Annotated in this window: 19 protein-coding genes and 1 riboswitch; of the genes, 14 read left to right on the top strand and 5 right to left on the bottom strand. The window is 61.5% G+C overall.

The window, feature by feature from the left end; all coding sequences use genetic code 11:
- Window positions 1–12: 12 nt before the first annotated feature.
- The 3 genes from relA (at window position 13) to AU074_RS11030 (ending at window position 3,800) form a co-directional block, all read left to right on the top strand.
- Window positions 13–2,256, top strand: a complete 2,244-nt coding sequence (gene relA / locus AU074_RS11040; protein ID WP_076014756.1) for a GTP diphosphokinase — start codon at window positions 13–15, stop codon at window positions 2,254–2,256.
- Between the two features lie 139 nt (window positions 2,257–2,395).
- Window positions 2,396–3,229 (top strand): nucleoside triphosphate pyrophosphohydrolase, encoded by an 834-nt coding sequence (mazG, locus tag AU074_RS11035; protein ID WP_076014755.1) that lies wholly within the window; start codon window positions 2,396–2,398, stop codon window positions 3,227–3,229.
- Between the two features lie 25 nt (window positions 3,230–3,254).
- Window positions 3,255–3,800, top strand: a complete 546-nt coding sequence (locus AU074_RS11030) for a DUF2058 domain-containing protein (protein ID WP_076014754.1) — start codon at window positions 3,255–3,257, stop codon at window positions 3,798–3,800.
- 234 nt (window positions 3,801–4,034) lie between these two features.
- Here the strand turns inward: AU074_RS11030 and AU074_RS11025 are convergent, their stop codons facing one another.
- From AU074_RS11025 to purM, 4 genes are all read right to left on the bottom strand, one after another.
- Window positions 4,035–4,223: a hypothetical protein gene (locus AU074_RS11025; RefSeq protein ID WP_076014753.1), complete on the bottom strand. Its 189-nt coding sequence runs from the start codon at window positions 4,221–4,223 to the stop codon at window positions 4,035–4,037.
- Between the two features lie 253 nt (window positions 4,224–4,476).
- Complete coding sequence (locus AU074_RS11020) at window positions 4,477–5,190, bottom strand: DUF3108 domain-containing protein (protein WP_003210742.1); 714 nt, start codon at window positions 5,188–5,190, stop codon at window positions 4,477–4,479.
- Between the two features lie 8 nt (window positions 5,191–5,198).
- Window positions 5,199–5,849: a phosphoribosylglycinamide formyltransferase gene (gene purN, locus AU074_RS11015; protein WP_076014752.1), complete on the bottom strand. Its 651-nt coding sequence runs from the start codon at window positions 5,847–5,849 to the stop codon at window positions 5,199–5,201.
- Complete coding sequence (gene purM, locus AU074_RS11010) at window positions 5,849–6,907, bottom strand: phosphoribosylformylglycinamidine cyclo-ligase (protein ID WP_063032448.1); 1,059 nt, start codon at window positions 6,905–6,907, stop codon at window positions 5,849–5,851. The genes purN and purM overlap by 1 nt, the downstream gene beginning before the upstream one ends.
- A gap of 359 nt (window positions 6,908–7,266) precedes the next feature.
- On the opposite strand from purM, the gene AU074_RS11005 reads away from it, so the two are divergent.
- From AU074_RS11005 to AU074_RS10985, 5 genes are all read left to right on the top strand, one after another.
- Window positions 7,267–8,307, top strand: coding sequence for a DUF2066 domain-containing protein (locus AU074_RS11005; RefSeq protein WP_076014751.1), 1,041 nt, complete (start codon window positions 7,267–7,269; stop codon window positions 8,305–8,307).
- A gap of 53 nt (window positions 8,308–8,360) precedes the next feature.
- Window positions 8,361–9,434 carry an AI-2E family transporter gene (locus AU074_RS11000; protein ID WP_076014750.1) on the top strand — a complete coding sequence of 358 codons (1,074 nt, stop codon included), beginning with the start codon at window positions 8,361–8,363 and terminating at the stop codon, window positions 9,432–9,434.
- 217 nt (window positions 9,435–9,651) lie between these two features.
- Complete coding sequence (gene hda / locus AU074_RS10995; protein WP_076014749.1) at window positions 9,652–10,356, top strand: DnaA regulatory inactivator Hda; 705 nt, start codon at window positions 9,652–9,654, stop codon at window positions 10,354–10,356.
- A gap of 214 nt (window positions 10,357–10,570) precedes the next feature.
- On the top strand, window positions 10,571–11,200 hold the full coding sequence (locus AU074_RS10990) for a C40 family peptidase (protein WP_076014748.1): 630 nt from the start codon (window positions 10,571–10,573) through the stop codon (window positions 11,198–11,200).
- A gap of 144 nt (window positions 11,201–11,344) precedes the next feature.
- A complete protein-coding gene (locus AU074_RS10985; RefSeq protein WP_076014747.1) occupies window positions 11,345–11,887 on the top strand; it encodes a C40 family peptidase in 543 nt (180 codons plus the stop codon).
- Between the two features lie 133 nt (window positions 11,888–12,020).
- Here AU074_RS10985 and AU074_RS10980 read toward each other — a convergent pair whose 3' ends face one another.
- Entirely contained in the window at window positions 12,021–13,334 is a 1,314-nt protein-coding gene (locus AU074_RS10980) for a sorbosone dehydrogenase family protein (RefSeq protein ID WP_076014746.1), read from the bottom strand.
- 99 nt (window positions 13,335–13,433) lie between these two features.
- Window positions 13,434–13,671: riboswitch (cobalamin riboswitch) on the top strand.
- Window positions 13,672–13,750: 79 nt separating this feature from the next.
- Between AU074_RS10980 and cobO the strand changes: the two genes are divergently transcribed.
- Genes cobO through AU074_RS10950 form a run of 6 tightly spaced genes read left to right on the top strand, consistent with a single transcriptional unit; the run spans window position 13,751 to window position 19,732 of the window.
- A complete protein-coding gene (gene cobO, locus AU074_RS10975) occupies window positions 13,751–14,362 on the top strand; it encodes a cob(I)yrinic acid a,c-diamide adenosyltransferase (protein ID WP_003210751.1) in 612 nt (203 codons plus the stop codon).
- Complete coding sequence (locus tag AU074_RS10970) at window positions 14,359–15,750, top strand: cobyrinate a,c-diamide synthase (RefSeq protein WP_076014745.1); 1,392 nt, start codon at window positions 14,359–14,361, stop codon at window positions 15,748–15,750. Before cobO ends, AU074_RS10970 begins: the two co-directional genes overlap by 4 nt.
- The gene (bluB, locus tag AU074_RS10965; protein ID WP_076014744.1) at window positions 15,747–16,397 is read left to right on the top strand and encodes a 5,6-dimethylbenzimidazole synthase; all 651 of its coding nucleotides are present in this window, start codon (window positions 15,747–15,749) and stop codon (window positions 16,395–16,397) included. The genes AU074_RS10970 and bluB overlap by 4 nt, the downstream gene beginning before the upstream one ends.
- Window positions 16,394–17,302 (top strand): adenosylcobinamide-phosphate synthase CbiB, encoded by a 909-nt coding sequence (gene cbiB, locus AU074_RS10960; protein ID WP_076014743.1) that lies wholly within the window; start codon window positions 16,394–16,396, stop codon window positions 17,300–17,302. The genes bluB and cbiB overlap by 4 nt, the downstream gene beginning before the upstream one ends.
- Window positions 17,295–18,284 (top strand): threonine-phosphate decarboxylase CobD, encoded by a 990-nt coding sequence (gene cobD, locus AU074_RS10955; RefSeq protein ID WP_076014742.1) that lies wholly within the window; start codon window positions 17,295–17,297, stop codon window positions 18,282–18,284. The genes cbiB and cobD overlap by 8 nt, the downstream gene beginning before the upstream one ends.
- On the top strand, window positions 18,281–19,732 hold the full coding sequence (locus AU074_RS10950; RefSeq protein ID WP_076014741.1) for a cobyric acid synthase: 1,452 nt from the start codon (window positions 18,281–18,283) through the stop codon (window positions 19,730–19,732). Before cobD ends, AU074_RS10950 begins: the two co-directional genes overlap by 4 nt.
- Window positions 19,733–20,511 lie beyond the last annotated feature (779 nt).

Below are 20,511 nucleotides of genomic sequence, written 5' to 3'. Positions count from 1 at the left end.
AAGGTAAGCAAGATGGTACAGGTGAGAGCACACCAGCCGATCAACACCGACGGCAGTATCAATCTCGAGGCATGGCTGGATCATGCCATCAGTGTCGACCCGGCACTGGACCGTGAAGCCTTGAAAGCAGCCTGCGAGTTCGCTCGTGAGTCTGAGCAGCAAGACAATGCGGCCAAGAACCTGTGGGCCGAAGGCACTTCAAGCTTTCGCACAGGGTTGGAAATCGCTGAGATCCTCGCCGATCTCAAGCTCGATCAGGATTCGCTGATCGCGGCGGTGCTGTATCGCGGCGTGCGCGAAGGGCATATTCAACTGCCCACCGTCAGCCAGCGCTTCGGCACGGTGGTGGCCAAGCTGATCGACGGCGTGCTGCGCATGGCGGCGATCAGTGCCAGCCTCAGCCCGCGCCAGTCTATGGTGCTGGGCACCCAGGGCCAGGTGGAAAACCTGCGCAAGATGCTGGTGGCGATGGTCGACGACGTGCGCGTCGCCCTGATCAAGCTGGCCGAACGCACCTGCGCGATTCGGGCGGTGAAAACCGCCGACGACGAAAAGCGCAACCGCGTCGCCCGCGAGGTGTTCGACATCTACGCGCCCCTGGCCCACCGCCTGGGCATCGGCCATATCAAGTGGGAACTGGAGGACTTGTCCTTCCGTTATCTCGAACCCGATCAATACAAACAGATTGCCACGCTGCTCCATGAGCGGCGGCTGGACCGTGAGCGCTTCATCGCCGACGTGATGAGCCAACTGCGCACGGAATTGCAGGCCACCGGCGTTGAAGCCGACATCAGCGGCCGCGCCAAACACATCTATTCCATCTGGCGCAAAATGCAGCGCAAGGGCCTGGCCTTCAGCCAGATCTACGACGTGCGTGCCGTGCGCGTGCTGGTGCCGGAAATGCGCGACTGCTACACCGCGCTGGGTATCGTGCACACGCTGTGGCGGCACATCCCCAAGGAATTCGACGACTACATCGCCAACCCCAAGGAAAACGGTTACCGCTCGTTGCATACGGCAGTGATCGGCCCCGAGGGCAAGGTGCTGGAAGTGCAAATCCGCACCCACGCGATGCACGAGGAAGCGGAGCTGGGTGTATGCGCTCACTGGCGCTACAAGGGCACCGACGTCAAGGCCGGGTCCAACCAGTACGAAGAGAAAATCTCCTGGTTACGCCAGGTGCTGGAATGGCACGAAGAGCTGGGCGACATCGGCGGTTTGGCCGACCAGTTGCGGGTGGACATCGAACCCGACCGGGTCTACATCTTCACCCCCGACGGCCATGCGATCGACCTGCCCAAGGGCTCCACGCCGCTGGATTTTGCCTACCGTGTGCACACCGAGATCGGCCACAACTGCCGTGGCGCCAAGATCAACGGGCGCATCGTGCCGCTCAACTACAGCCTGCAGACCGGTGAGCAGGTCGAGATCATCACCAGCAAGCACGGTACGCCGAGCCGCGACTGGCTGAACCCGAACCTGGGCTACATCACCACCTCCCGGGCGCGGGCGAAGATCGTCCACTGGTTCAAATTGCAGGCGCGCGACCAGAACGTCGCCGCCGGCAAAACCTTGCTTGAGCGCGAATTGGCACGCCTGGGCCTGCCGCAGGTGGACTTCGACAAGCTGGCCGACAAGGCCAACATGAAGATCGCCGAAGACATGTTCGCTGCCTTGGGTGCCGGCGATTTGCGCTTGGCGCAGTTGGTGAATCTGGCCCAGCAACTGGTTGAGCCGGAGCGTGGCAGCGAGCAGCTTGAGCTTATTCCGCGTAAAGCCACCGGCTACAAGCCAGGCAAGCGTGGCGATATCCAGATCCAGGGTGTCGGCAACCTGATGACGCAAATGGCAGGCTGCTGCCAGCCGTTGCCGGGCGACGCTATCGTCGGTTACATCACTCAAGGCCGTGGGGTGAGTATTCACCGCCAGGACTGTGCCTCGGTGTTGCAACTGGGCGGGCGCGAGCCGGAGCGGATCATCCAGGTCAGTTGGGGCCCGGTGCCGGTGTTGACCTATCCGGTGGACATCGTCATTCGCGCCTACGACCGTTCCGGCCTGCTGCGCGACGTGTCGCAGGTGCTGCTCAACGAGCGGATCAACGTGCTGGCGGTCAACACCCGCTCGAACAAAGAGGACAACACTGCGTTGATGTCCCTGACTATCGAGATTCCGGGGCTGGACGCGTTGGGTCGGTTGCTGGGGCGTATTTCCCAGTTGCCGAACATCATTGAGACCCGGCGCAACCGTACGCCCTAAATCGGGAGCGCTTTACTGTAGGAGCGAGCTTGCTCGCGAAGGAGGTCAACGATAACGCGTGCTTTCTGGATAAACGCGTCGTTGCTGAGTTTTTCGCGAGCAAGCTCGCTCCTACAGGGGGTGATAAAGAGACTGACTGATGTATTCACTTGAAGACCTGCTGCACCTGATGAACCGCCTGCGCGACCCGCAATACGGTTGCCCGTGGGACATCAAGCAAACCTACGCCACCATCGTGCCCCATACCCTGGAAGAAGCCTACGAAGTCGCCGACGCCATCGAGCGCGGGGATTTTGATCACCTGCAAGGAGAGCTGGGCGACCTGTTGTTCCAGGTGGTGTATTACAGCCAGCTGGCGCGGGAAGAAGGGCGCTTCGAATTTGCCGGGGTGATCGACAGCATTACCCGCAAGTTGATTCGTCGCCATCCGCATGTATTCCCCACCGGCGACCTGTATGCGCCGCTGGACATCCCGCAGATGAGCGAGGAACAGGTCAAGCAGCGCTGGGAAGAGATCAAGGCTGAGGAGCGTGCGGAAAAGTCCGACGCACCACAGCAATTATCCCTGCTGGATGACGTACCCACGGCCTTGCCGGCGCTGTCCCGCGCCGCCAAATTGCAAAAGCGCGCCGGGCAGGTGGGTTTTGACTGGCCAGCCGCGTTGCCAGTAGTGGATAACGTGCGCGAAGAGCTGGATGAAGTGCTCGAAGCCATGGCCGATAACGACCCGGTTGCCATCGCGGATGAGGTGGGTGACCTGCTGTTTGCAGCGGTCAACCTGGCTCGTCACCTCCAGGTCGACCCGGAAGCGGCCTTGCGTTTAGCCAACGCCAAATTCGAACGACGTTTCCGATTTATCGAACAGGCATTGCGCGACACACGCCAATCCATAGAAGATTGCACCCTCGAAGAGTTGGACGCCCTGTGGGGCGAAGCCAAACGCCAGGAAAAGAATCTGTCCAGCTGCGGCTGAGCCGTTGCCCAAGTGAGTAAGCACCATGAGCATTTCCCTTCGCGACCAGTTGCTCAAAGCAGGCCTGGTCAACCAAAAGCAGGCCAAGCAGGTCGGCAAAGAGAAACAGAAACAGCAGCGCCTGGTGCATAAAGGCCAGGTCACGGCGGACGATAGCCAGGCGCGCCTGGCCATTGAGGCGCATGCCGAGAAGGTCAAGCGCGACCAGGAGCTGAACCGTCAGCACCAGGAAAAAGCCGAGGCCAAGGCCCGTGTTGCACAGGTCAAGCAACTGATCGAAACCTCGCGCCTGCCCAAGCTGACCACCGAGGACTACTACAACTTCGTGGACGACAAGAAGGTCAAGCGCCTGTCGGTCAACACGCTGATGCGCAACAAGCTGAGCAACGGCTCCCTGGCGATCGTGCATCACGGTGGCGGTTACGAGGTGATCCCGCGCGAGGCGGCGCTGAAGATCCAGGAGCGGGCACCGGAGCGTATCGTCCAGATGAACGTCCTGACCGAAAGCCAGGTGCCGGATGAGGATGATCCGTACGCCGCCTACCAGATCCCTGATGACCTGATGTGGTAAGGCTATAGAAACGACATTGTGGCGAGGGGGCTTGTTGTGGCAAGGGAGCTTGCTGTGGTGAGTGAGCTTGCTGTGGCGGGGGAGCTTGCTGTGGCGAGGGAGCTTGCTCCCGCTGGGGCGCGAAGCGCCCCCAAGTTCCCAACCCCCAAAAACACAAACCCCGCTCAAAAGGCGGGGTTTGTGTTTTAGATACTCCAGCTGCGTGGGGCTGGCTATCTACAGGATTTCAGAGTTTCAGGAGCTTTGCGCCTGCCGTTTCATCTCAAGGGTCTCGAGCTCGTTTTTATAATTATGAGCTTCGCTCTCGTCGTGAAACATGCCGACCAGCAGGTCTTGCTGGTGTACATCCCAGATGTGAATCCCGTGGGCTACTGCTTCGTGGGACATATGTTCATCGTCGCGTTCAGTTACTTTTACAGTCATCTGCTTGCTCCAATCTCTGGTTGATCTGCGGCAAGGCGTCGCAGGCCTTTGTTATATGATTTGTTAGCTTGCTAAGTAAATAACCAGGAATTGCAACACACCTTTACAGAAATTGAAGTAATCGCCCGAGCCCACGCAAACCGCGACATTGCGTCGCAGGGCGCTGAGTTATATGACAAAAGTTTCATGTTGGCGTCAGGAGACAGGCGAAAAAAAGCCCCGCATGCGCGAGGCTCTTTTATTGCGCAGAGGATCAGCTGCCTTTGACAGCCTTGCCGTCAACGGTGCCGTCTTGCAGCATGATGTTGTATTCCTTGCCGTCGGTCTCAACCTGACGCAGGGCAACCAGGATGCCGCCCCAGTCCTTGGCAAACCACATTTGGGTAATGCGCTTGCTTTGAGTCGGGTCACGCACGCGCTCGACCTTGATCGCATCGATGGAGCCGGCTTTGGTCTGGACCTTTTCCGGGCCAATCACGCGGAAGTCGTAGGTATCGACATCAGTACCTTCGACGACGTTGTAGCTCATGCTTTTCTTGCCGGCTGCCACATCGCGCTGCAGTGCCAACTGGTAAGTCGACTTGTCGAGCATGCCGCTTTGAAGGGCCACGTTGACCGGGTCCTTGTTTTCAAAGCCGGTGACTTTCTTGGCCGTCTGATCGAAGTCGAGGTTGATCTTCTTCGTCTTGCCCAGGCCGCCGCGTTCGAAGGTGTAGCTCACCGGCTGCAGGGCATCTTTGTCGAAGCGAATCACGCTGGTTTCAGTCAGGCTGGCGATCATCATGGAAGCCTTGAAATTCAAGGTCCAGCTGCCGTTGTCATTCTTGGTCAGGCTGCGTTCTGCCGAACCACTCATGGGCAACTGTTTCCAGTCGGCGGTGTAGCTGGCGGAGAAAGGGTGAAGGTCTGCCGCTTGCACGGCAGGCAAGGCGAACAGCGCAAAGGCGAAGAGCAGGGCGCGACGCATAAAGTCTCCTAGGTTCGAATCAAGTGGCCGCTGGCCGCAAGTAACTGACCGTCCAATAATGCACCGTGGTCGCCAAGAATCAACCGCCCCTCAGCGAACCAGCGAACAGCCAGCGGGTAAATCCTGTGTTCCTGGGTGTGAACCCGTTGCGCAAGCGTCTGCGCAGAGTCCGCAGACTCTACCGGAACTACTGCCTGTACGACCAGAGGCCCGCCATCGAGTTCCTCGGTAACAAAGTGCACGCTGCAGCCGTGCTCGGTGTCGCCGGCCTCAAGGGCACGCTGGTGGGTGTGTAACCCTTTGTACTTGGGCAGCAGGGACGGGTGGATATTCAGCAGGCGCCCGTTGTAGTGGCGCACGAAGTCAGCGCTGAGAATGCGCATGAAACCGGCCAGTACCACGAGTTTGGGGTTGAAGGCGTCGATCAGTTCGATCAAGGCGCTGTCGAAGGCCTCGCGGCCTTCGAAAGTCTTGTGATCCAGGGAGCGGGTGTCGATGCCCGCGTCCCTGGCGCGTTGCAGGCCGTAGGCGTCGCTGCGGTTGGAGATCACCGCAGCGATGCGCACCGGGCTGTCGCCGGTGCGCGTGCTGTCGATCAGGGCCTGCAAGTTACTGCCGGTGCCGGAGAGCAGCACCACGACATCACAGGTTGCAGGCATCAGTGCGCCTTAAGGTTCTTCAGTTCAACCTGAGCCGCGCCTTCAGGCGCGGTAGCGATCTGGCCGATGACCCAGGGCTGCTCGCCGGCTTCACGCAGTACGTTCAGCGCGGTTTCAACGTGCTCTTGAGCCACGCAGATGACCATGCCCACGCCGCAGTTCAGCACGCGGTGCATCTCGGTTTCGTTGACGTTGCCTTTCTCTTGCAGCCAGTCGAAGACTGCCGGGCGCTGCCAGCTGGCCACGTCGACAATCGCCTGGGCGCCTTTAGGCAGTACGCGCGGGATGTTGTCCAGCAGGCCGCCACCGGTGATGTGGGCCATGGCCTTGACGGCCCCGGTGTCCTTGATCAGCTTGAGCAACGGCTTCACGTAGATGCGGGTCGGTGCCATCAGCAGGTCGGTCAAAGGCTTGCCGTCGAGCTGGATGGTTTCGATGTCGGCACCGGAAACTTCGATGATCTTGCGGATCAGCGAGTAGCCGTTGGAGTGCGGGCCGGACGATGGCAGGGCCAGCAGGGCGTCACCGGCAGCGACTTTGGAGCCGTCGATGATTTCGGATTTTTCTACAACGCCGACGCAGAAACCGGCCAGGTCGTAGTCTTCGCCTTCGTACATGCCTGGCATTTCAGCGGTTTCACCACCGACCAGGGAGCAGCCGGACAGTTCGCAGCCAGCGCCAATGCCGGTAACCACTTGGGTCGCGGTCTCGACGTTGAGCTTGCCGGTGGCGTAGTAGTCAAGGAAGAACAGCGGCTCGGCGCCACACACCACCAGGTCGTTCACGCACATGGCAACCAGGTCGATGCCGATGCTGTCGTGCTTGTTCAGGTTCAGTGCCAGGCGCAGCTTGGTGCCCACACCGTCGGTGCCGGAGACCAATACAGGCTGCTTGTAGCCGGCCGGGATCTCGCAGAGGGCGCCAAAACCGCCCAGGCCGCCCATGACTTCGGGGCGCGCAGTGCGCTTGGCGACGCTCTTGATGCGTTCGACCAATGCTTCACCGGCGTCGATGTCTACACCGGCGTCCTTGTAGCTCAGGGAGGGTTGCTTGCTCATGATCCAGGCCTTTAGGGGGGATTCAGGGGTAACGACCGAATGCGGCGGGAATACCGAAACCTGACGTTTCAGCATGGCCTGCCATTGACGGTCTGCGAAGGCGCGCGATTTTATCAGGCTTGAGGGGCAGCGGCCATCCTCGGGCCGACGGGCAGGGGCAATAGCTGTTAAAAAAATCGCTAATCGAGTCGGTCACGGGCCGTATTAAGGTATAGCCTTTAACTCGCTATCGTTATGACAGTACAAAAACTTACCGAGGCCCTGTGAATGTTTTGCCGGTCGCTGTGGTCACAGCCTTGCTCAACAGTGTTCACGCGGTCTGTTCCAACCGCTTATTTGTCGTTCGGGAATCTTCTTTCATGGGTCTGAGTAAATATTTTTTTGTGGGCTGCTTGTCGTTGGTCAGCCTGGCGAGTCATGCCGAAACCCTCAATGGCCTCTATCAAGTGTTGGAGCCAGTCAGCAGCCAATCTCCCCAGGAGCGTGACCAGGCGACCCAGCGTGCCCTGCAAACCCTGGTGATCCGCCTGACCGGCGATGCCAAGGCTGCCGATGGCCCGGGCCTGGCGGCGATTCGCAAGGACCCGCAACAGATCATCAGCCAATACGGCTACGACGCCGGCCCACCGGAAAGCCTGCAAGTGGATTTCGATCCCGTCAGTACCGACCGCGCCTTGCGTGGGGCGGGCTTGGCGCTGTGGGGCAGCAATCGGCCGTCGATCCTCGGTTGGTGGCTGAACGACTCCGTCGAAGGCAGCAGCCTGGTGGGTGATGGCCAGGCCGTCGCGCAACCGCTGCGTCGCGCGGCCCAGCACCGTGGTTTGCCTTTGCGCCTGCCGCTGGGTGACCTGGACGAGCAAATCGTCGCCACTGCCCCGAATCTTGAAAGCCCCGACGCGACGCCTCTGCGTGCCGCGTCCGAACGTTACGGCGCCGACGCCTTGCTGGCGGTGCATGCCCGCGAAGACGGCGGCCAATGGTCGGCCAAATGGCGCCTGTGGTTGGGCGATAAAAGCGAGCAGGGCACCGCTACCGGTACTGACACCGCCGCGCTGGCCGACGCCGTGCTGCTGGCTGTCAGCGAGCGCCTGGCACCGCGCTTTGCGGTCAAGGCCGGCGCGGCCACCAGCGATCAGTTGCTCGAAGTGCAGGGCATGAACCTGGAGCATTACGCCGCCTTGGGTCATCTGCTTGAGCCGTTTGGTGCCCAGCCGGTGCGGGTGGATGGCAGTCGCATCGTCTACCGTGTGAATGGCAGCGCCGAGCAGTTGCGCACCCAGTTGAGCCTGGCCAAGTTGCAGGAAATCCCGGCGGGTGAAGTGCCGGCTCCGCAGCCGGTGGTGGAAGGCTCGCAACCGGCGCCGGTCGAGCCGACGCCGCAGTTACGTTTTCATTGGTAAGCGTTCTTCCTTCTTATATAGAAGCAGGAAGCAAATAACAGAGGGAAGGGTTTATGGCGGATACGCGTCGTTGGGTGTGGCTTGGCGGGATTGTCCTGCTGTGCGTTTTTGTGTTCCTGCTGCATTCGATCCTGACGCCGTTCCTGGTCGCGTTACTGCTGGCTTACCTGTTCGATCCCGTGGTGGATCGCCTGGAAAAGATCGGCCTGTCACGTACCTGGGGCGTGGTGGCGGTGTTTGCGTTGTTCACCTTGATCATCACGGCGTTGGTGCTGGTGCTGGTGCCGATGCTGGCCAAGCAATTGTTCAAGCTCTATGAGCTGGCGCCACAGATGCTCGACTGGCTGCAACACACGGCCATGCCGTGGGCGCAGGCCAAGCTGGGGCTGGCAGACGGGTTCTGGAAGTTTGACAAGGTCAAGGCCGCCATCAGCGAGCATATGGGCCAGACTACCGATATCGTCGGCGTGGTGTTGAGCCAAGCGACGGCTTCGAGCCTGGCGCTGATTGGTTGGCTGACCAACCTGGTGTTGATCCCGGTAGTGGCGTTCTACCTGTTGCGGGACTGGGACATCATGATGGCCAAAATCCGCGGCCTGCTGCCGCGCGACCGCGAGGAGCGCATCGTCTCCCTGGCCGGGGAATGCCATGAGGTGCTCGGCGCCTTCGTCCGTGGCCAGTTGCTGGTGATGCTGGCTCTGGGGATCATCTATGCGGCGGGGCTGATGGCTATCGGCCTGGAACTGGGGTTGTTGATCGGCCTGATCGCCGGCCTGGCGGCCATCGTGCCGTACATGGGCTTTGTGATCGGGATTGGCGCGGCGCTGGTGGCCGGGCTGTTCCAGTTTCACGGCGACCTGTACCCGATGCTCGGGATTGTCGCGGTGTTTATGGTCGGCCAGGCCCTGGAAGGCATGGTGCTGACGCCGTTGCTGGTGGGTGACCGGATCGGTCTGCACCCAGTGGCAGTGATCTTCGCGATCCTGGCGGGCGGCGAGCTGTTCGGCTTCACCGGCATCCTCCTGGCGCTGCCGGTGGCGGCGGTGATCATGGTGCTGGTGCGCCATGTGCACGACCTGTACAAGGACTCGGACATGTACGCCGGGGTCGAGGATCCGGAGTTATAACCGCAGCATCACAAACCCGGCTCAAGGCCGGGTTTGTCGTTTATCGGCTCTGACGTTTCGCCATTGCGTCAAACAATCTTCACCAAATCCAACAAGTTAACGCAAACCTTTGATTTTGCTTGTGGTCTGCTGCATTGTGCGCCCGGCGTCACGGGTATAAACTTTGCAAACTTTACACAGAGGTCACTAACGGTTCGATTGGAGCCGTTCAGTCAGCATGAAACCGATTCAGCTGCCCCTAGGTGTGCGTCTGCGTGACGACGCTACCTTTATCAATTACTACCCAGGCGCCAATGCCGCTGCACTCGGCTATGTCGAGCGGCTCTGCGAAGCCGACGCCGGGTGGACCGAAAGCCTGATCTACCTCTGGGGCAAGCATGGCGTGGGGCGTACCCACTTGTTACAGGCCGCTTGCCTGCGCTTCGAGCAGATGGGGGAGCCAGCAGTTTACTTGCCGCTGGCGGAGCTACTGGACCGTGGTATCGAGATCCTCGACAACCTTGAGCAATACGAACTGGTTTGTCTGGACGACTTGCACGCGGTAGCGGGGCGGGCGGATTGGGAAGAGGCGCTGTTCCATCTGTTCAACCGCTTGCGTGACAGCGGCCGGCGTTTGTTGATTGCCGCGTCCACCTCGCCACGTGAGTTGCCGGTGAAGCTTGCCGACTTGAAGTCGCGGCTGACCCTGGCGCTGATCTTCCAGATGCGCCCGTTGTCCGACGAAGACAAGCTGCGTGCCCTGCAACTGCGTGCGTCCCGCCGCGGGCTGCACCTGACCGACGAGGTTGGGCATTTTATCCTCACTCGCGGCACCCGCAGCATGAGTGCACTGTTCGACTTGCTCGAACAGCTCGATCAGGCCTCCTTGCAGGCCCAGCGCAAACTGACGATTCCCTTCCTTAAAGAAACCCTGGGCTGGTAGCCAGCCCTTTAAAATCGGGGGCTTTCGGCAAATTCCAGGCGTCAGAAAACCCGCGTTTGGGCCGTTTTGGCCACGCAAATGGGTTGAATGGGGTGTTAAGGGCTTAGATGTCATAGTCCAAACAAGAAGTCACATAGATCACGATTGAATTTGCAAATCGATGTGATAGAGGGCATAGTCTCGGCTTCTTTACACATCAGCCACGGTCGTGCCCATGCTAAATCGCTTCGCACCCCTCGTGCCTCTCGCACTCGTTACCCTGTTGTTTGGTTGCGCCACCCACACTCAAAACGTGGCTGAGCAGCAAAAACCAGCACAACAGTCCCAGGCAAAATTCGTTGCATCCCAATCTTCTACTGTTTACGAAGAAGAGATCGCAACCGAAAAAGAACTCGCCGACTTCGCCGGCAGCAAGCCTTACCAGCTTCCAGTTCTGGCCGACAGCATTCTCGAACGTGGCATGTCCCTGATCGGTACCCGTTACCGTTTCGGCGGTACCTCTGAAGCAGGTTTCGACTGCAGCGGTTTCATCGGCTACCTGTTCCGTGAGGAAGCCGGCATGAATCTGCCGCGCTCCACCCGCGAAATGATCAACGTGGATGCACCGTTGGTCGCGCGGAACAACCTCAAGCCCGGTGATCTGCTTTTCTTTAGTACGGCTGGTCGCGGTCGTGTCAGCCACGCCGGTATCTACCTGGGCGACAACCAGTTTATCCACTCCAGCAGCCGCCGCAGCGGTGGTGTACGAGTCGACAACCTGGGTGACAGTTACTGGAGCAAAACCTTCATCGAAGCCAAGCGCGCCCTGGCGATGGCCCCGACTACCGTTACCGCCAGCAAGTAAAGTTAAAGTGATACTTGAAGTTTGACGTGTAAGCGCTAGAATCCCTGGACATTGTTGTAAATCGATCGCGCGAGCTCTGCTTGCGCGTTCTGTTTTTCAACGTTCGGCAGCGAAAGCCGCATCCAGATCAGGATTGTTCTGCCCATGTCGACCTCGGCCCGCCTAATTCTTCTCGTTTGCGCCGCGCTGCTCAGCGCCTGCGCAAGTCGTCCTCCGCCTGCTCCCGTGGCCGTCAAGCCCAAGCCGGTGTTCAATACCTACGCTACCCAAAATTTCTCGCCTGCGGCCGAAGATGTGCTCTTTCGTGCGCTGGGCCTGGTCGGCACGCCTTATCGTTGGGGCGGCAACACGCCGGACTCGGGGTTTGATTGCAGTGGCTTGATCGGTTTCGTCTACCGTGATGCTGCCGGCATCTCCCTGCCGCGTACCACCCGCGAGTTGATCGTGATGCGTGCCCAGGACGTGAGCGAAAACAACCTGCAAACCGGCGACCTGATCTTCTTCGCCACCGGTGGCGGCTCGCAGGTCAGCCACGCCGGGATCTACGTGGGTGAAGGGCGCTTCGTGCATGCGCCGCAAACCGGCGGTACGGTGAAGCTGGACACGCTGTCCAAGGCCTATTGGCAGAATGCCTACCTGAGCGCCAAGCGCGTGTTGCCGGCCGATCGCCTGGCACGAAACCCCTAGGAAAACACGAAACCAAATGTGGGAGCGGGCTTGCTCGCGAATGCGGTGGATCAGCCGACAACCAGGTGACTGACACACTGCATTCGCGAGCAAGCCCGCTCCCACATTTGTTTTGCGGTGTTTGCGAAGTTGGCTATTTAGCCGCCGACACTCGCCACACTTTGTTCCCCACATCGTCTGCCACCAACAAATCCCCCTGCTTGTCGATCACCACGCCGACCGGACGGCCCATGGCTTTCTCATCGCTGTTGAGGAACCCGGTCAGCACATCCACCGGCTGGCCTTTGGGCTTGCCGGCCTCAAACGGCACAAAGATGACCTTGTAGCCACTGTGAGGCTTGCGGTTCCACGAACCATGTTGGCCGATAAACGCGCCATTGCTGAATTGAGCGGGTAACTTGCCGCCGTCGGCAAAGGTCAGCCCGAGCGAGGCGGTGTGCGGGCCTACTGCATAATCCGGTGCAATCGCTTTGGCTACCAGGTCCAGGTTCTGCGGTGTGACCCGCACATCCACGTGCTGCCCGTAGTAACTGAATGGCCAGCCGTAGAAGGCGCCATCCTTGACCGAGGTGATGTAGTCCGGCACCAGGTCGCTGCCGATTTCATCGCGCTCGTTGACCGCCGTCCATAGCGCGCCGCTTTGCGGCTCCCAGGCCATGCCGTTGGGGTTGCGCAGGCCGGAGGCGAAGATGCGGTGCTGGCCGGTGGCGCGGTCCACTTCCCAGATCGCGGCCCGGCCTTGTTCGGCTTCCAGGCCGTTTTCCCCGACGTTGCTGTTGGAGCCCACGCTGACGTACAGCTTGCTGCCGTCTTTGCTGGCGATCACGTTCTTGGTCCAGTGATGGTTAATGCTGCCGCCCGGCAAGTCGGTGACGGTGGTGCCGGCGTCCTTGATCGAGGTTTCCCCTGGCTGATAAGGGAAGCGCAGCAATTTGTCCGAATCGGCGACATACAGGTCGTTGCCCACCAGCGTCATGCCGAACGGCGAGTTCAGGTTCTCCAGGAACACCGTACGGGTTTCGGCCACACCGTCGTGGTCGGCGTCCCGCAACAGGGTGATGCGGTTCGGGCTCGGCACGCCGGCCCCGGCACGCCCCATGACTTTCTCCATCACCCAGCCACGAATGCCCTTGGCATCATCCGGCTTGGGCGGCGCGTTGGTTTCCGCCACCAGCACGTCGCCATTGGGCAGCACGTACAGCCAGCGCGGGTGATCCAGGCCTTCGGCAAACGCTGCCACCTGAGTACCCGCCGCGGGAGTCGGCTTGGCGCCTTCGGGCCAGCCGATGGCCGTGGCGATATTCACCGTGGGGATCAGGGTTTTATTCGGCTCGGGTAGTTTGGGCGAGGGCCCGGTGCCGTCGGACACCTGAAGGGTAGAGCTTTCACCACAGGCGGCGAGGGTGCCGGCGACCATGATCAGTAGGGCAAGTCGGGTCTTGTGCATGGTTTTCTCCTTAATACCTGTAGTGGTAGAGGCGCACAGCGGCCCGATGGTTCACGCGCATGTCCGGCTTTAATTGACGCTCCACCCCCAACCCACTAACCTTCGCGGCTTGTTTCAGGTGCTCTGTGGCGTACGCGTCGACTGAGTGAAACAGGGAAGCCGGTGAGTGAGCGCATTTTTCTACAGTGCCGCCACGATCCCGGCGCTGCCCCCGCAACGGTAAATGAGTCAAGACGGTGCCTTAAGCCACTGTATCGCCCGCGATATGGGAAGGCGCACCCTCGGCATCCAATGCCACTCATGAGCCCGGAGACCGGCCTGATCCATCCAACAGCATCACGGTGGGCGATGCTTGGCTGTCTGTATGTGTCTTTTTCCTGCCCGCCGTTTTTGTCCAGCCCCAACGGAGAGCTGCCATGACTGAATCCCCCGATCGTGACGAACGCCACCTGGCGCGCATGCTGCGCAAAAAAGCCGTGATTGATGAGCGCATTGCCAATTCACCGAACGAGTGCGGGTTGCTGCTGGTGCTCACCGGCAATGGCAAGGGCAAGAGCAGCTCCGCTTTCGGCATGCTGGCCCGGGCCATGGGCCACGGCATGCAGTGCGGTGTGGTGCAGTTCATCAAGGGCCGCAACAGCACCGGTGAAGAACTGTTCTTCCGGCGTTTCCCCGAGCAGGTGCGCTTCCACGTGATGGGCGAAGGTTTTACCTGGGAAACCCAGGACCGTGCGCGCGACATCGTGGCCGCCGAAGCCGCCTGGGCGGTCTCCCGGGAAATGCTGCAGAACCCGGCCATTGGCCTGGTGGTGCTGGACGAGCTGAACATCGCCCTCAAGCACGGCTACCTCGACCTGGACCAGGTGCTCAGCGACCTGCAGGCCCGCCCGCCCATGCAGCACGTGCTGGTGACCGGCCGTGGCGCCAAACCCGAATTGATCGAAATGGCCGACACCGTGACTGAAATGGGCATGCTCAAGCACGCCTTCCAGGCCGGTATCAAGGCGCAGAAAGGCATCGAACTTTGAATCAGCCCCGTCACTGTCCTGCTGTCCTGATCGCCGCACCGGCGTCCGGCCAGGGCAAAACCACCGTCACCGCCGCGCTGGCCCGTTTGCACCGCAACCTGGGGCGCAAGGTGCGGGTATTCAAATGCGGCCCGGACTTTCTCGACCCGATGATCCACGAGCGCGCCAGTGGTGCGCCGGTCTATCAATTGGACATGTGGATGGTGGGCGAGCAGGAAAGTCGCCGGTTGCTGTGGGAAGCGGCGGGGGAAGCCGACCTGATCCTGATCGAAGGCGTGATGGGCCTGTTCGACGGCACGCCGTCCAGCGCCGACCTGGCGCGGCACTTTGGCGTGCCGGTACTGGCGGTGATCGACGGCACGGCCATGGCCCAGACCTTCGGCGCCCTGGCATTGGGCCTGGCGCGCTACCAGCCGGACCTGCCGTTTGCCGGCGTGCTGGCCAACCGTGTTGGTACGCTGCGCCATGCGCAATTGCTCGAAGGCAGCCTTACCGAAGGCCTGCGCTGGTACGGCGCGCTGTCCCGGGAAACCGGCATCGAATTGCCCAGCCGCCACCTTGGCCTGGTGCAGGCCAGCGAACTGAACGACCTTGATCTGCGCCTCGACGCCGCCGCCCAGGCCTTGGGCAGCAGTTGCGAGGTAGCGCTGCCACCGCCGGTGGAATTCGCCGCACCCGAGGTGATCGAGACCCAACCGTTGCTGGCCGGCGTGCGCATTGCCGTGGCCCGCGACGAAGCCTTCGCCTTTACCTACGGCGCCAGCCTCGACCTGCTGCGGGCGATGGGCGCCGAACTGTGCTTCTTCTCGCCGATTCGCGACCGCGCGCTGCCCGAAGCCGACAGCCTCTACCTGCCGGGCGGTTACCCGGAACTGCATCACCAGGCGCTGTCGGAAAATACCCCGATGCTGGACGCCATTCGCGCCCATCACGCTGCAGGCAAACCGCTGCTGGCCGAATGCGGCGGCATGCTCTATCTGCTGGATTCGCTCACCGATGTCGACGGCACCCGTGCCGAACTGGTCGGGCTGCTCCAGGGTGATGCCGTGATGCAAAAGCGTCTGGCGGCACTGGCCCTGCAAAACGTCGAACTGCCCGAAGGCCTGTTGCGCGGCCACACCTACCATCATTCGTTGACCAGCACCGAGTGGCAGCCGATTGCCCGCGGCCTGAGCCCGAATGGCGGGCGCGGCGCCGAGGCGGTTTATCGTCAGGGCCGGATGACGGCTTCCTACATGCACTTTTACTTCCCGTCCAACCCGACAGCGGTGGCTGCCCTGTTTGCGCCAAGCCTTGAGACCGCCATCGCAGGCAAGCCCGCTCCCACAGTTGACCGAGTTGAAACGCAATCTACTGTGGGAGCGGGCTTGCTCGCGAAGAGGCCATGACTGACAACGCCTTTCCCCAGGCCGACCGCGAAGCCGTCTACCGCGCCATCGCCGAACGCCGCGACATGCGCCACTTCAGCGGCGGCACCGTCGCGCCTGAATTGCTCCACCGCCTGCTGCAAGCCGCTCACCAGGCGCCGAGCGTCGGCTTGATGCAGCCCTGGCGTTTTATCCGCATCAGCGACCGCAACCTGCGCGGGCGGATCCAGCAGTTGGTGGAAGAAGAACGCGTACGCACCGCCGAAGCCCTCGGCGAGCGCTCCGACCAGTTCATGAAGCTCAAGGTCGAAGGCATCAACGACTGCGCCGAAGTACTGGTGGCAGCGTTGATGGACGATCGCGAACGGTATATTTTCGGGCGCCGCACCTTGCCGGAAATGGACATGGCCTCGTTGTCCTGCGCGATCCAGAATCTATGGCTGGCAGCCCGGGTCGAAGGGCTGGGCATGGGCTGGGTCTCGCTGTTCGAGCCCCAGGCCCTGGCCGACCTGCTGGGCCTGCCGCCCGGCGCCAAGCCGTTGGCCGTGCTGTGCCTGGGCCCGGTGACCGAGTTCTACCCGGCACCGATGTTGCAGCTCGAAGGCTGGACCGAACCACGGCCACTGAGTGACATGTTGTATGAGAATGTTTGGGGAGTGAGTCAATGAGTGTGGCCTTGCTGAGTGTCGCTGCGGTGGCGCTGGATGCGCTGCTGGGCGAGCCCAGGCGCTGGCATCCGCTGGTGGCGTTCGGCAATTTTGCCGGGCGCATCGAGCAGCGTTTCAACTCCGGCGGCCGTGGCTGGCGCAGTCATGGGGTCACCGCGTGGGTGATCGCGGTGGTGCCGTTGACCCTGTTGGCCACGGCCCTCTCGTGGGCGCCGTATATCGGCTGGGTATTGGAAATCCTCGCGCTGTACTGCGCCCTGGGCATGCGTAGCCTCGGCGAACACGTGCTGCCGGTGGCGCAGGCGCTGCGCAGCGATGACCTGGACGAGGCGCGCCAACGCGTCAGCTACCTGGTAAGCCGCCAGACCAGCGAACTGGACCAAACGGAAGTCGCCCGCGCGGCCACCGAATCGGTGCTGGAAAACGGCAGCGATGCGGTGTTCGCTGCACTGTTCTGGTTTGTGGTGGCTGGCGTGCCCGGTGTAGTGCTCTATCGGCTGAGCAACACCCTGGATGCCATGTGGGGCTATCGCAATGAACGCTTTGAGCGTTTCGGCTGGGCCGCGGCAAAGATCGACGACGTGCTCAACTACATTCCGGCGCGCCTGGTGGCGTTGACCTACGCGCTGCTGGGCAAAACCCGCCTGGCCCTCAAATGCTGGCGTACTCAGGCTCCGACCTGGGACAGCCCCAACGCCGGCCCGGTGATGGCGGCAGGTGCCGGCGCCCTCGGCGTGGAGCTGGGCGGCGCGGCGATTTATCACGGCGAGTTGCACCAGCGCCCGCAACTGGGCGAAGGCCCGCCGGCAGATGCGGATTCCATCGAGCGCGGCTGGCAACTGGTGCAACGCGGCGTGTGGCTGTGGTTGTTGATCCTGTGTGTGGGGGCTGAATTTTATGCTTGAGCACGGTGGCCGCTTGCGTAAGGCGGCGTTGCAATACGGCATTCCTGAGGCCGATTGGCTCGACCTGTCCAGCGGCCTGGCGCCGTGGCCGTTCCCGATCCCGGAAATTCCGCTGCGGGCCTGGGCGCGCCTGCCTGAAACCGATGACGGCCTGGAACAGGCCGCCTGCGAATATTACGGCGCGACCCACGTACTACCAGTGGCCGGTTCCCAGGCCGCAATCCAGTTATTGCCGCGCCTGCGCCGGACGGGCAAGGTCGGTGTGCTGTCGCCGTGTTACGCCGAGCACGCCGAAGCCTGGCGTCGCGCCGGGTACATCGTGCGCGAAGTACTGGAGCAGGAAGTCGACTTCTTCCTCGACAGCCTCGACGTCTTGGTGGTGGTCAACCCCAACAACCCCACCGGCCTGAGCCTGACGCCGCAACGCCTGCTGGACTGGCATGCACGGTTGGCCCAGCGTGGCGGCTGGCTGGTGGTGGACGAAGCGTTCATGGACATCACCCCGCAACTGAGCCTGGCGAGCCAAGCCCATCAGGTTGGCCTGATTGTGCTGCGCTCCTTCGGCAAATTCTTCGGCCTGGCCGGGGTGCGGCTTGGGTTCGTGCTCGCTGAGCGCAAGCTGCTCAAACTGCTCGCCGAACAGGTGGGGCCATGGGCGGTCAGTGGGCCGACGCGGGTGCTTGGGCAAGCATGCCTGCGTGATACCGCCGGCCATGCGCAACAGCGGTTGCGTTGCGAGTCGGCCAGCCAGCGTCTGTTTGACCTGCTTGAACGCCATGGCCTGCGGCCTCAGGGTGGCTGCGCGTTGTTCCAGTGGATGATCACCGACCGCGCCGGGCAGTTGCATGAATTCCTGGCCCAGCGCGGGATTCTGCTGCGCCTGTTTGTCGACAACAGCAGTCTGCGTTTCGGCCTGCCGGATACCGAGGCCGACTGGCTGCGGCTCGATCAGGCGCTAAGCGCTTACAAGGAAGCCCCATGAGTACCTTGATGGTGCAGGGCACCACATCCGACGCGGGCAAAAGCACGCTGGTGACCGCACTTTGCCGCTGGCTGGTGCGCCAGGGCATACCGGTGGTGCCCTTCAAGCCGCAGAACATGGCGCTCAACAGCGCCGTGACTGCCGAAGGCGGCGAAATCGGCCGAGCCCAGGCGGTGCAGGCCCAGGCCGCCAACCTGGCGCCCCACACCGACATGAACCCGGTGCTGCTCAAACCCAACAGCGACACGGGCTCCCAAGTGATTATCCATGGGCGCGCCGTGACCACCATGAATGCGGTGGCTTATCACGATTACAAAGCCATCGCGATGCAGGCGGTGTTGGCCTCCCATGCGCGGTTGAGTGCGGCGTATCCGGTGGTGATGGTCGAGGGCGCGGGTTCGCCGGCCGAGATCAATCTGCGGGCGAACGACATTGCCAACATGGGCTTTGCCGAAGCGGTGGACTGCCCGGTGCTGTTGATTGCCGACATCAATCGTGGCGGGGTGTTTGCGCACCTTGTGGGTACGCTGGAATTGTTGTCGCCGAGCGAACAGGCGCGGGTCAAAGGCTTCATCATCAATCGGTTTCGCGGGGATATTGCGCTGTTGCAGCCGGGGCTGGATTGGCTGGAAGCGCGTACCGGCAAGCCGGTGGTGGGGGTGTTGCCGTATGTGATGGATTTGCATCTGGAGGCTGAGGACGGCATCGACCAGCGCCAGATCGACAAGGCGGCGCTGGTGCTCAAGGTAGTGGTGCCGGTGTTGCCGCGGATCAGTAATCACACGGATTTTGATCCGTTGCGGTTGCATCCGCAGGTGGATTTGCAGTTTGTGGGGCCGGGGCAGGCGATTCCTGCGGCGGACCTGATTATTTTGCCGGGCTCGAAGAGTGTGCGCAGTGATTTGGCGTATTTGCGGGCCAATGGGTGGGACACGGCGGTGGCGCGGCATCTGCGTTATGGCGGGAAGGTGTTGGGGATTTGTGGTGGGTTGCAGATGCTCGGGGAGCAGGTGCATGACCCGCTTGGGTTGGAAGGGCCTTGCGGGTCGAGTGTGGGGTTGGGGTTGTTGGCGTTCAGTACGACGCTTGCGCAGGAGAAGCAGCTGCGTAATGTGCGGGGGCGGTTGTTGCTGGAGGATGCCGAGGTGAGTGGGTATGAGATCCACGCGGGCGTTACCAGTGGCGCTGGTTTGGTGCGGGCTGCGGTGCAGTTGGACGATGGGCGTCGGGATGGGGCGCAGAGTGAGGATGGGCAGGTTCTTGGGACCTATTTGCATGGGTTGTTTGAGAGCCCAGCGGCGTGTGGGGCGTTGTTGCGGTGGGCTGGGTTGGAGGATGTGCAATCGGTGGATTATCACGGGTTGCGGGAGCGGGATATTGAGCGGTTGGCGGATTTGGTAGAGCGGCATTTGGATACGGGTTTGTTGCGTTCGTTGTGTGGGGTTTGAGTTGGTTGTAATGGACCGTGTACATATCCGTTGCTGCGGTAACGGCCGCTTAGGGTTCCGCTCTTACAGCGGGTCACTTTTGGCAAACGCCCCAAAAGTAACCAAAAGGTCTTTGCCCCACCACTCGGTGCCTCGCTTAGGCTCGGCATGCCCGCACTCCGGCACGCTTCCGCGGGCCGCCGCGACGGGCCATCCATGGCCCGGCGCGGCTAAATCGGCTTCCCTGCCGATTTACCCGCTCCACCGTGCCTACTTGCGGCCATCGTGGTTGACGGGGCCCGCAGATCAAGATCAAAAGCCAGATCAAAAGCAAGAGCACAGCGGCCTACAGGCCGGCTTGCTTCTCTGTAGGAGCGAGCTTGCTCGCGAAAAACCTGAGATCGCCGCGTTGAATCAGGATGCCCGCGTCATCGTTAACGACCTTCGCGAGCAAGCCCGCTCCCACATTTGGACCGTGCCCGCTTCTGATCTTGCTGTTGCTTCACCACACTCAAGCCGGCCGGGAGGCCGCTGTGCTCTTGCTTTTGATCTGGCTTTTGATCTTGATCTTAGGCGCCCCGTTAAACCACGCTGGCCGAACGCAGGCTTTGGAGCGTGGGTAACCCGGCAGGACGCCGGGTTAGCCGCGCTGGGCCAAGGATGGCCCATCGCGGCGGCCCACGGTCCAAAGCCGGAGTGAGGGCACACCGAGCCCAGGCGAGGTGCCGAGTGGTGGGGCAAGAGCCTTTTGGTTACTTTTGGGCTCTTTTCAAAAGTGACCCGCTGTAAGAGCGGAACCC

It is taken from the genome of Pseudomonas sp. ATCC PTA-122608, from assembly GCF_001952855.1.
GTDB lineage: Bacteria > Pseudomonadota > Gammaproteobacteria > Pseudomonadales > Pseudomonadaceae > Aquipseudomonas.
Note: the sequence above shows the minus strand (reverse complement) of the source record. Positions and strands in the feature narration are given on the sequence as shown.

Coding starts and splice junctions, on each gene's coding strand:
- relA (WP_076014756.1), top strand. CDS start 13: ATGGTACAGGTGAGAGCACACCAGCCGATCAACACCGACGGCAGTATC.
- mazG (WP_076014755.1), top strand. CDS start 2,396: ATGTATTCACTTGAAGACCTGCTGCACCTGATGAACCGCCTGCGCGAC.
- AU074_RS11030 (WP_076014754.1), top strand. CDS start 3,255: ATGAGCATTTCCCTTCGCGACCAGTTGCTCAAAGCAGGCCTGGTCAAC.
- AU074_RS11025 (WP_076014753.1), bottom strand. CDS start 4,223: ATGACTGTAAAAGTAACTGAACGCGACGATGAACATATGTCCCACGAA.
- AU074_RS11020 (WP_003210742.1), bottom strand. CDS start 5,190: ATGCGTCGCGCCCTGCTCTTCGCCTTTGCGCTGTTCGCCTTGCCTGCC.
- purN (WP_076014752.1), bottom strand. CDS start 5,849: ATGCCTGCAACCTGTGATGTCGTGGTGCTGCTCTCCGGCACCGGCAGT.
- purM (WP_063032448.1), bottom strand. CDS start 6,907: ATGAGCAAGCAACCCTCCCTGAGCTACAAGGACGCCGGTGTAGACATC.
- AU074_RS11005 (WP_076014751.1), top strand. CDS start 7,267: ATGGGTCTGAGTAAATATTTTTTTGTGGGCTGCTTGTCGTTGGTCAGC.
- AU074_RS11000 (WP_076014750.1), top strand. CDS start 8,361: ATGGCGGATACGCGTCGTTGGGTGTGGCTTGGCGGGATTGTCCTGCTG.
- hda (WP_076014749.1), top strand. CDS start 9,652: ATGAAACCGATTCAGCTGCCCCTAGGTGTGCGTCTGCGTGACGACGCT.
- AU074_RS10990 (WP_076014748.1), top strand. CDS start 10,571: ATGCTAAATCGCTTCGCACCCCTCGTGCCTCTCGCACTCGTTACCCTG.
- AU074_RS10985 (WP_076014747.1), top strand. CDS start 11,345: ATGTCGACCTCGGCCCGCCTAATTCTTCTCGTTTGCGCCGCGCTGCTC.
- AU074_RS10980 (WP_076014746.1), bottom strand. CDS start 13,334: ATGCACAAGACCCGACTTGCCCTACTGATCATGGTCGCCGGCACCCTC.
- cobO (WP_003210751.1), top strand. CDS start 13,751: ATGACTGAATCCCCCGATCGTGACGAACGCCACCTGGCGCGCATGCTG.
- bluB (WP_076014744.1), top strand. CDS start 15,747: ATGACTGACAACGCCTTTCCCCAGGCCGACCGCGAAGCCGTCTACCGC.
- cbiB (WP_076014743.1), top strand. CDS start 16,394: ATGAGTGTGGCCTTGCTGAGTGTCGCTGCGGTGGCGCTGGATGCGCTG.
- cobD (WP_076014742.1), top strand. CDS start 17,295: ATGCTTGAGCACGGTGGCCGCTTGCGTAAGGCGGCGTTGCAATACGGC.
- AU074_RS10950 (WP_076014741.1), top strand. CDS start 18,281: ATGAGTACCTTGATGGTGCAGGGCACCACATCCGACGCGGGCAAAAGC.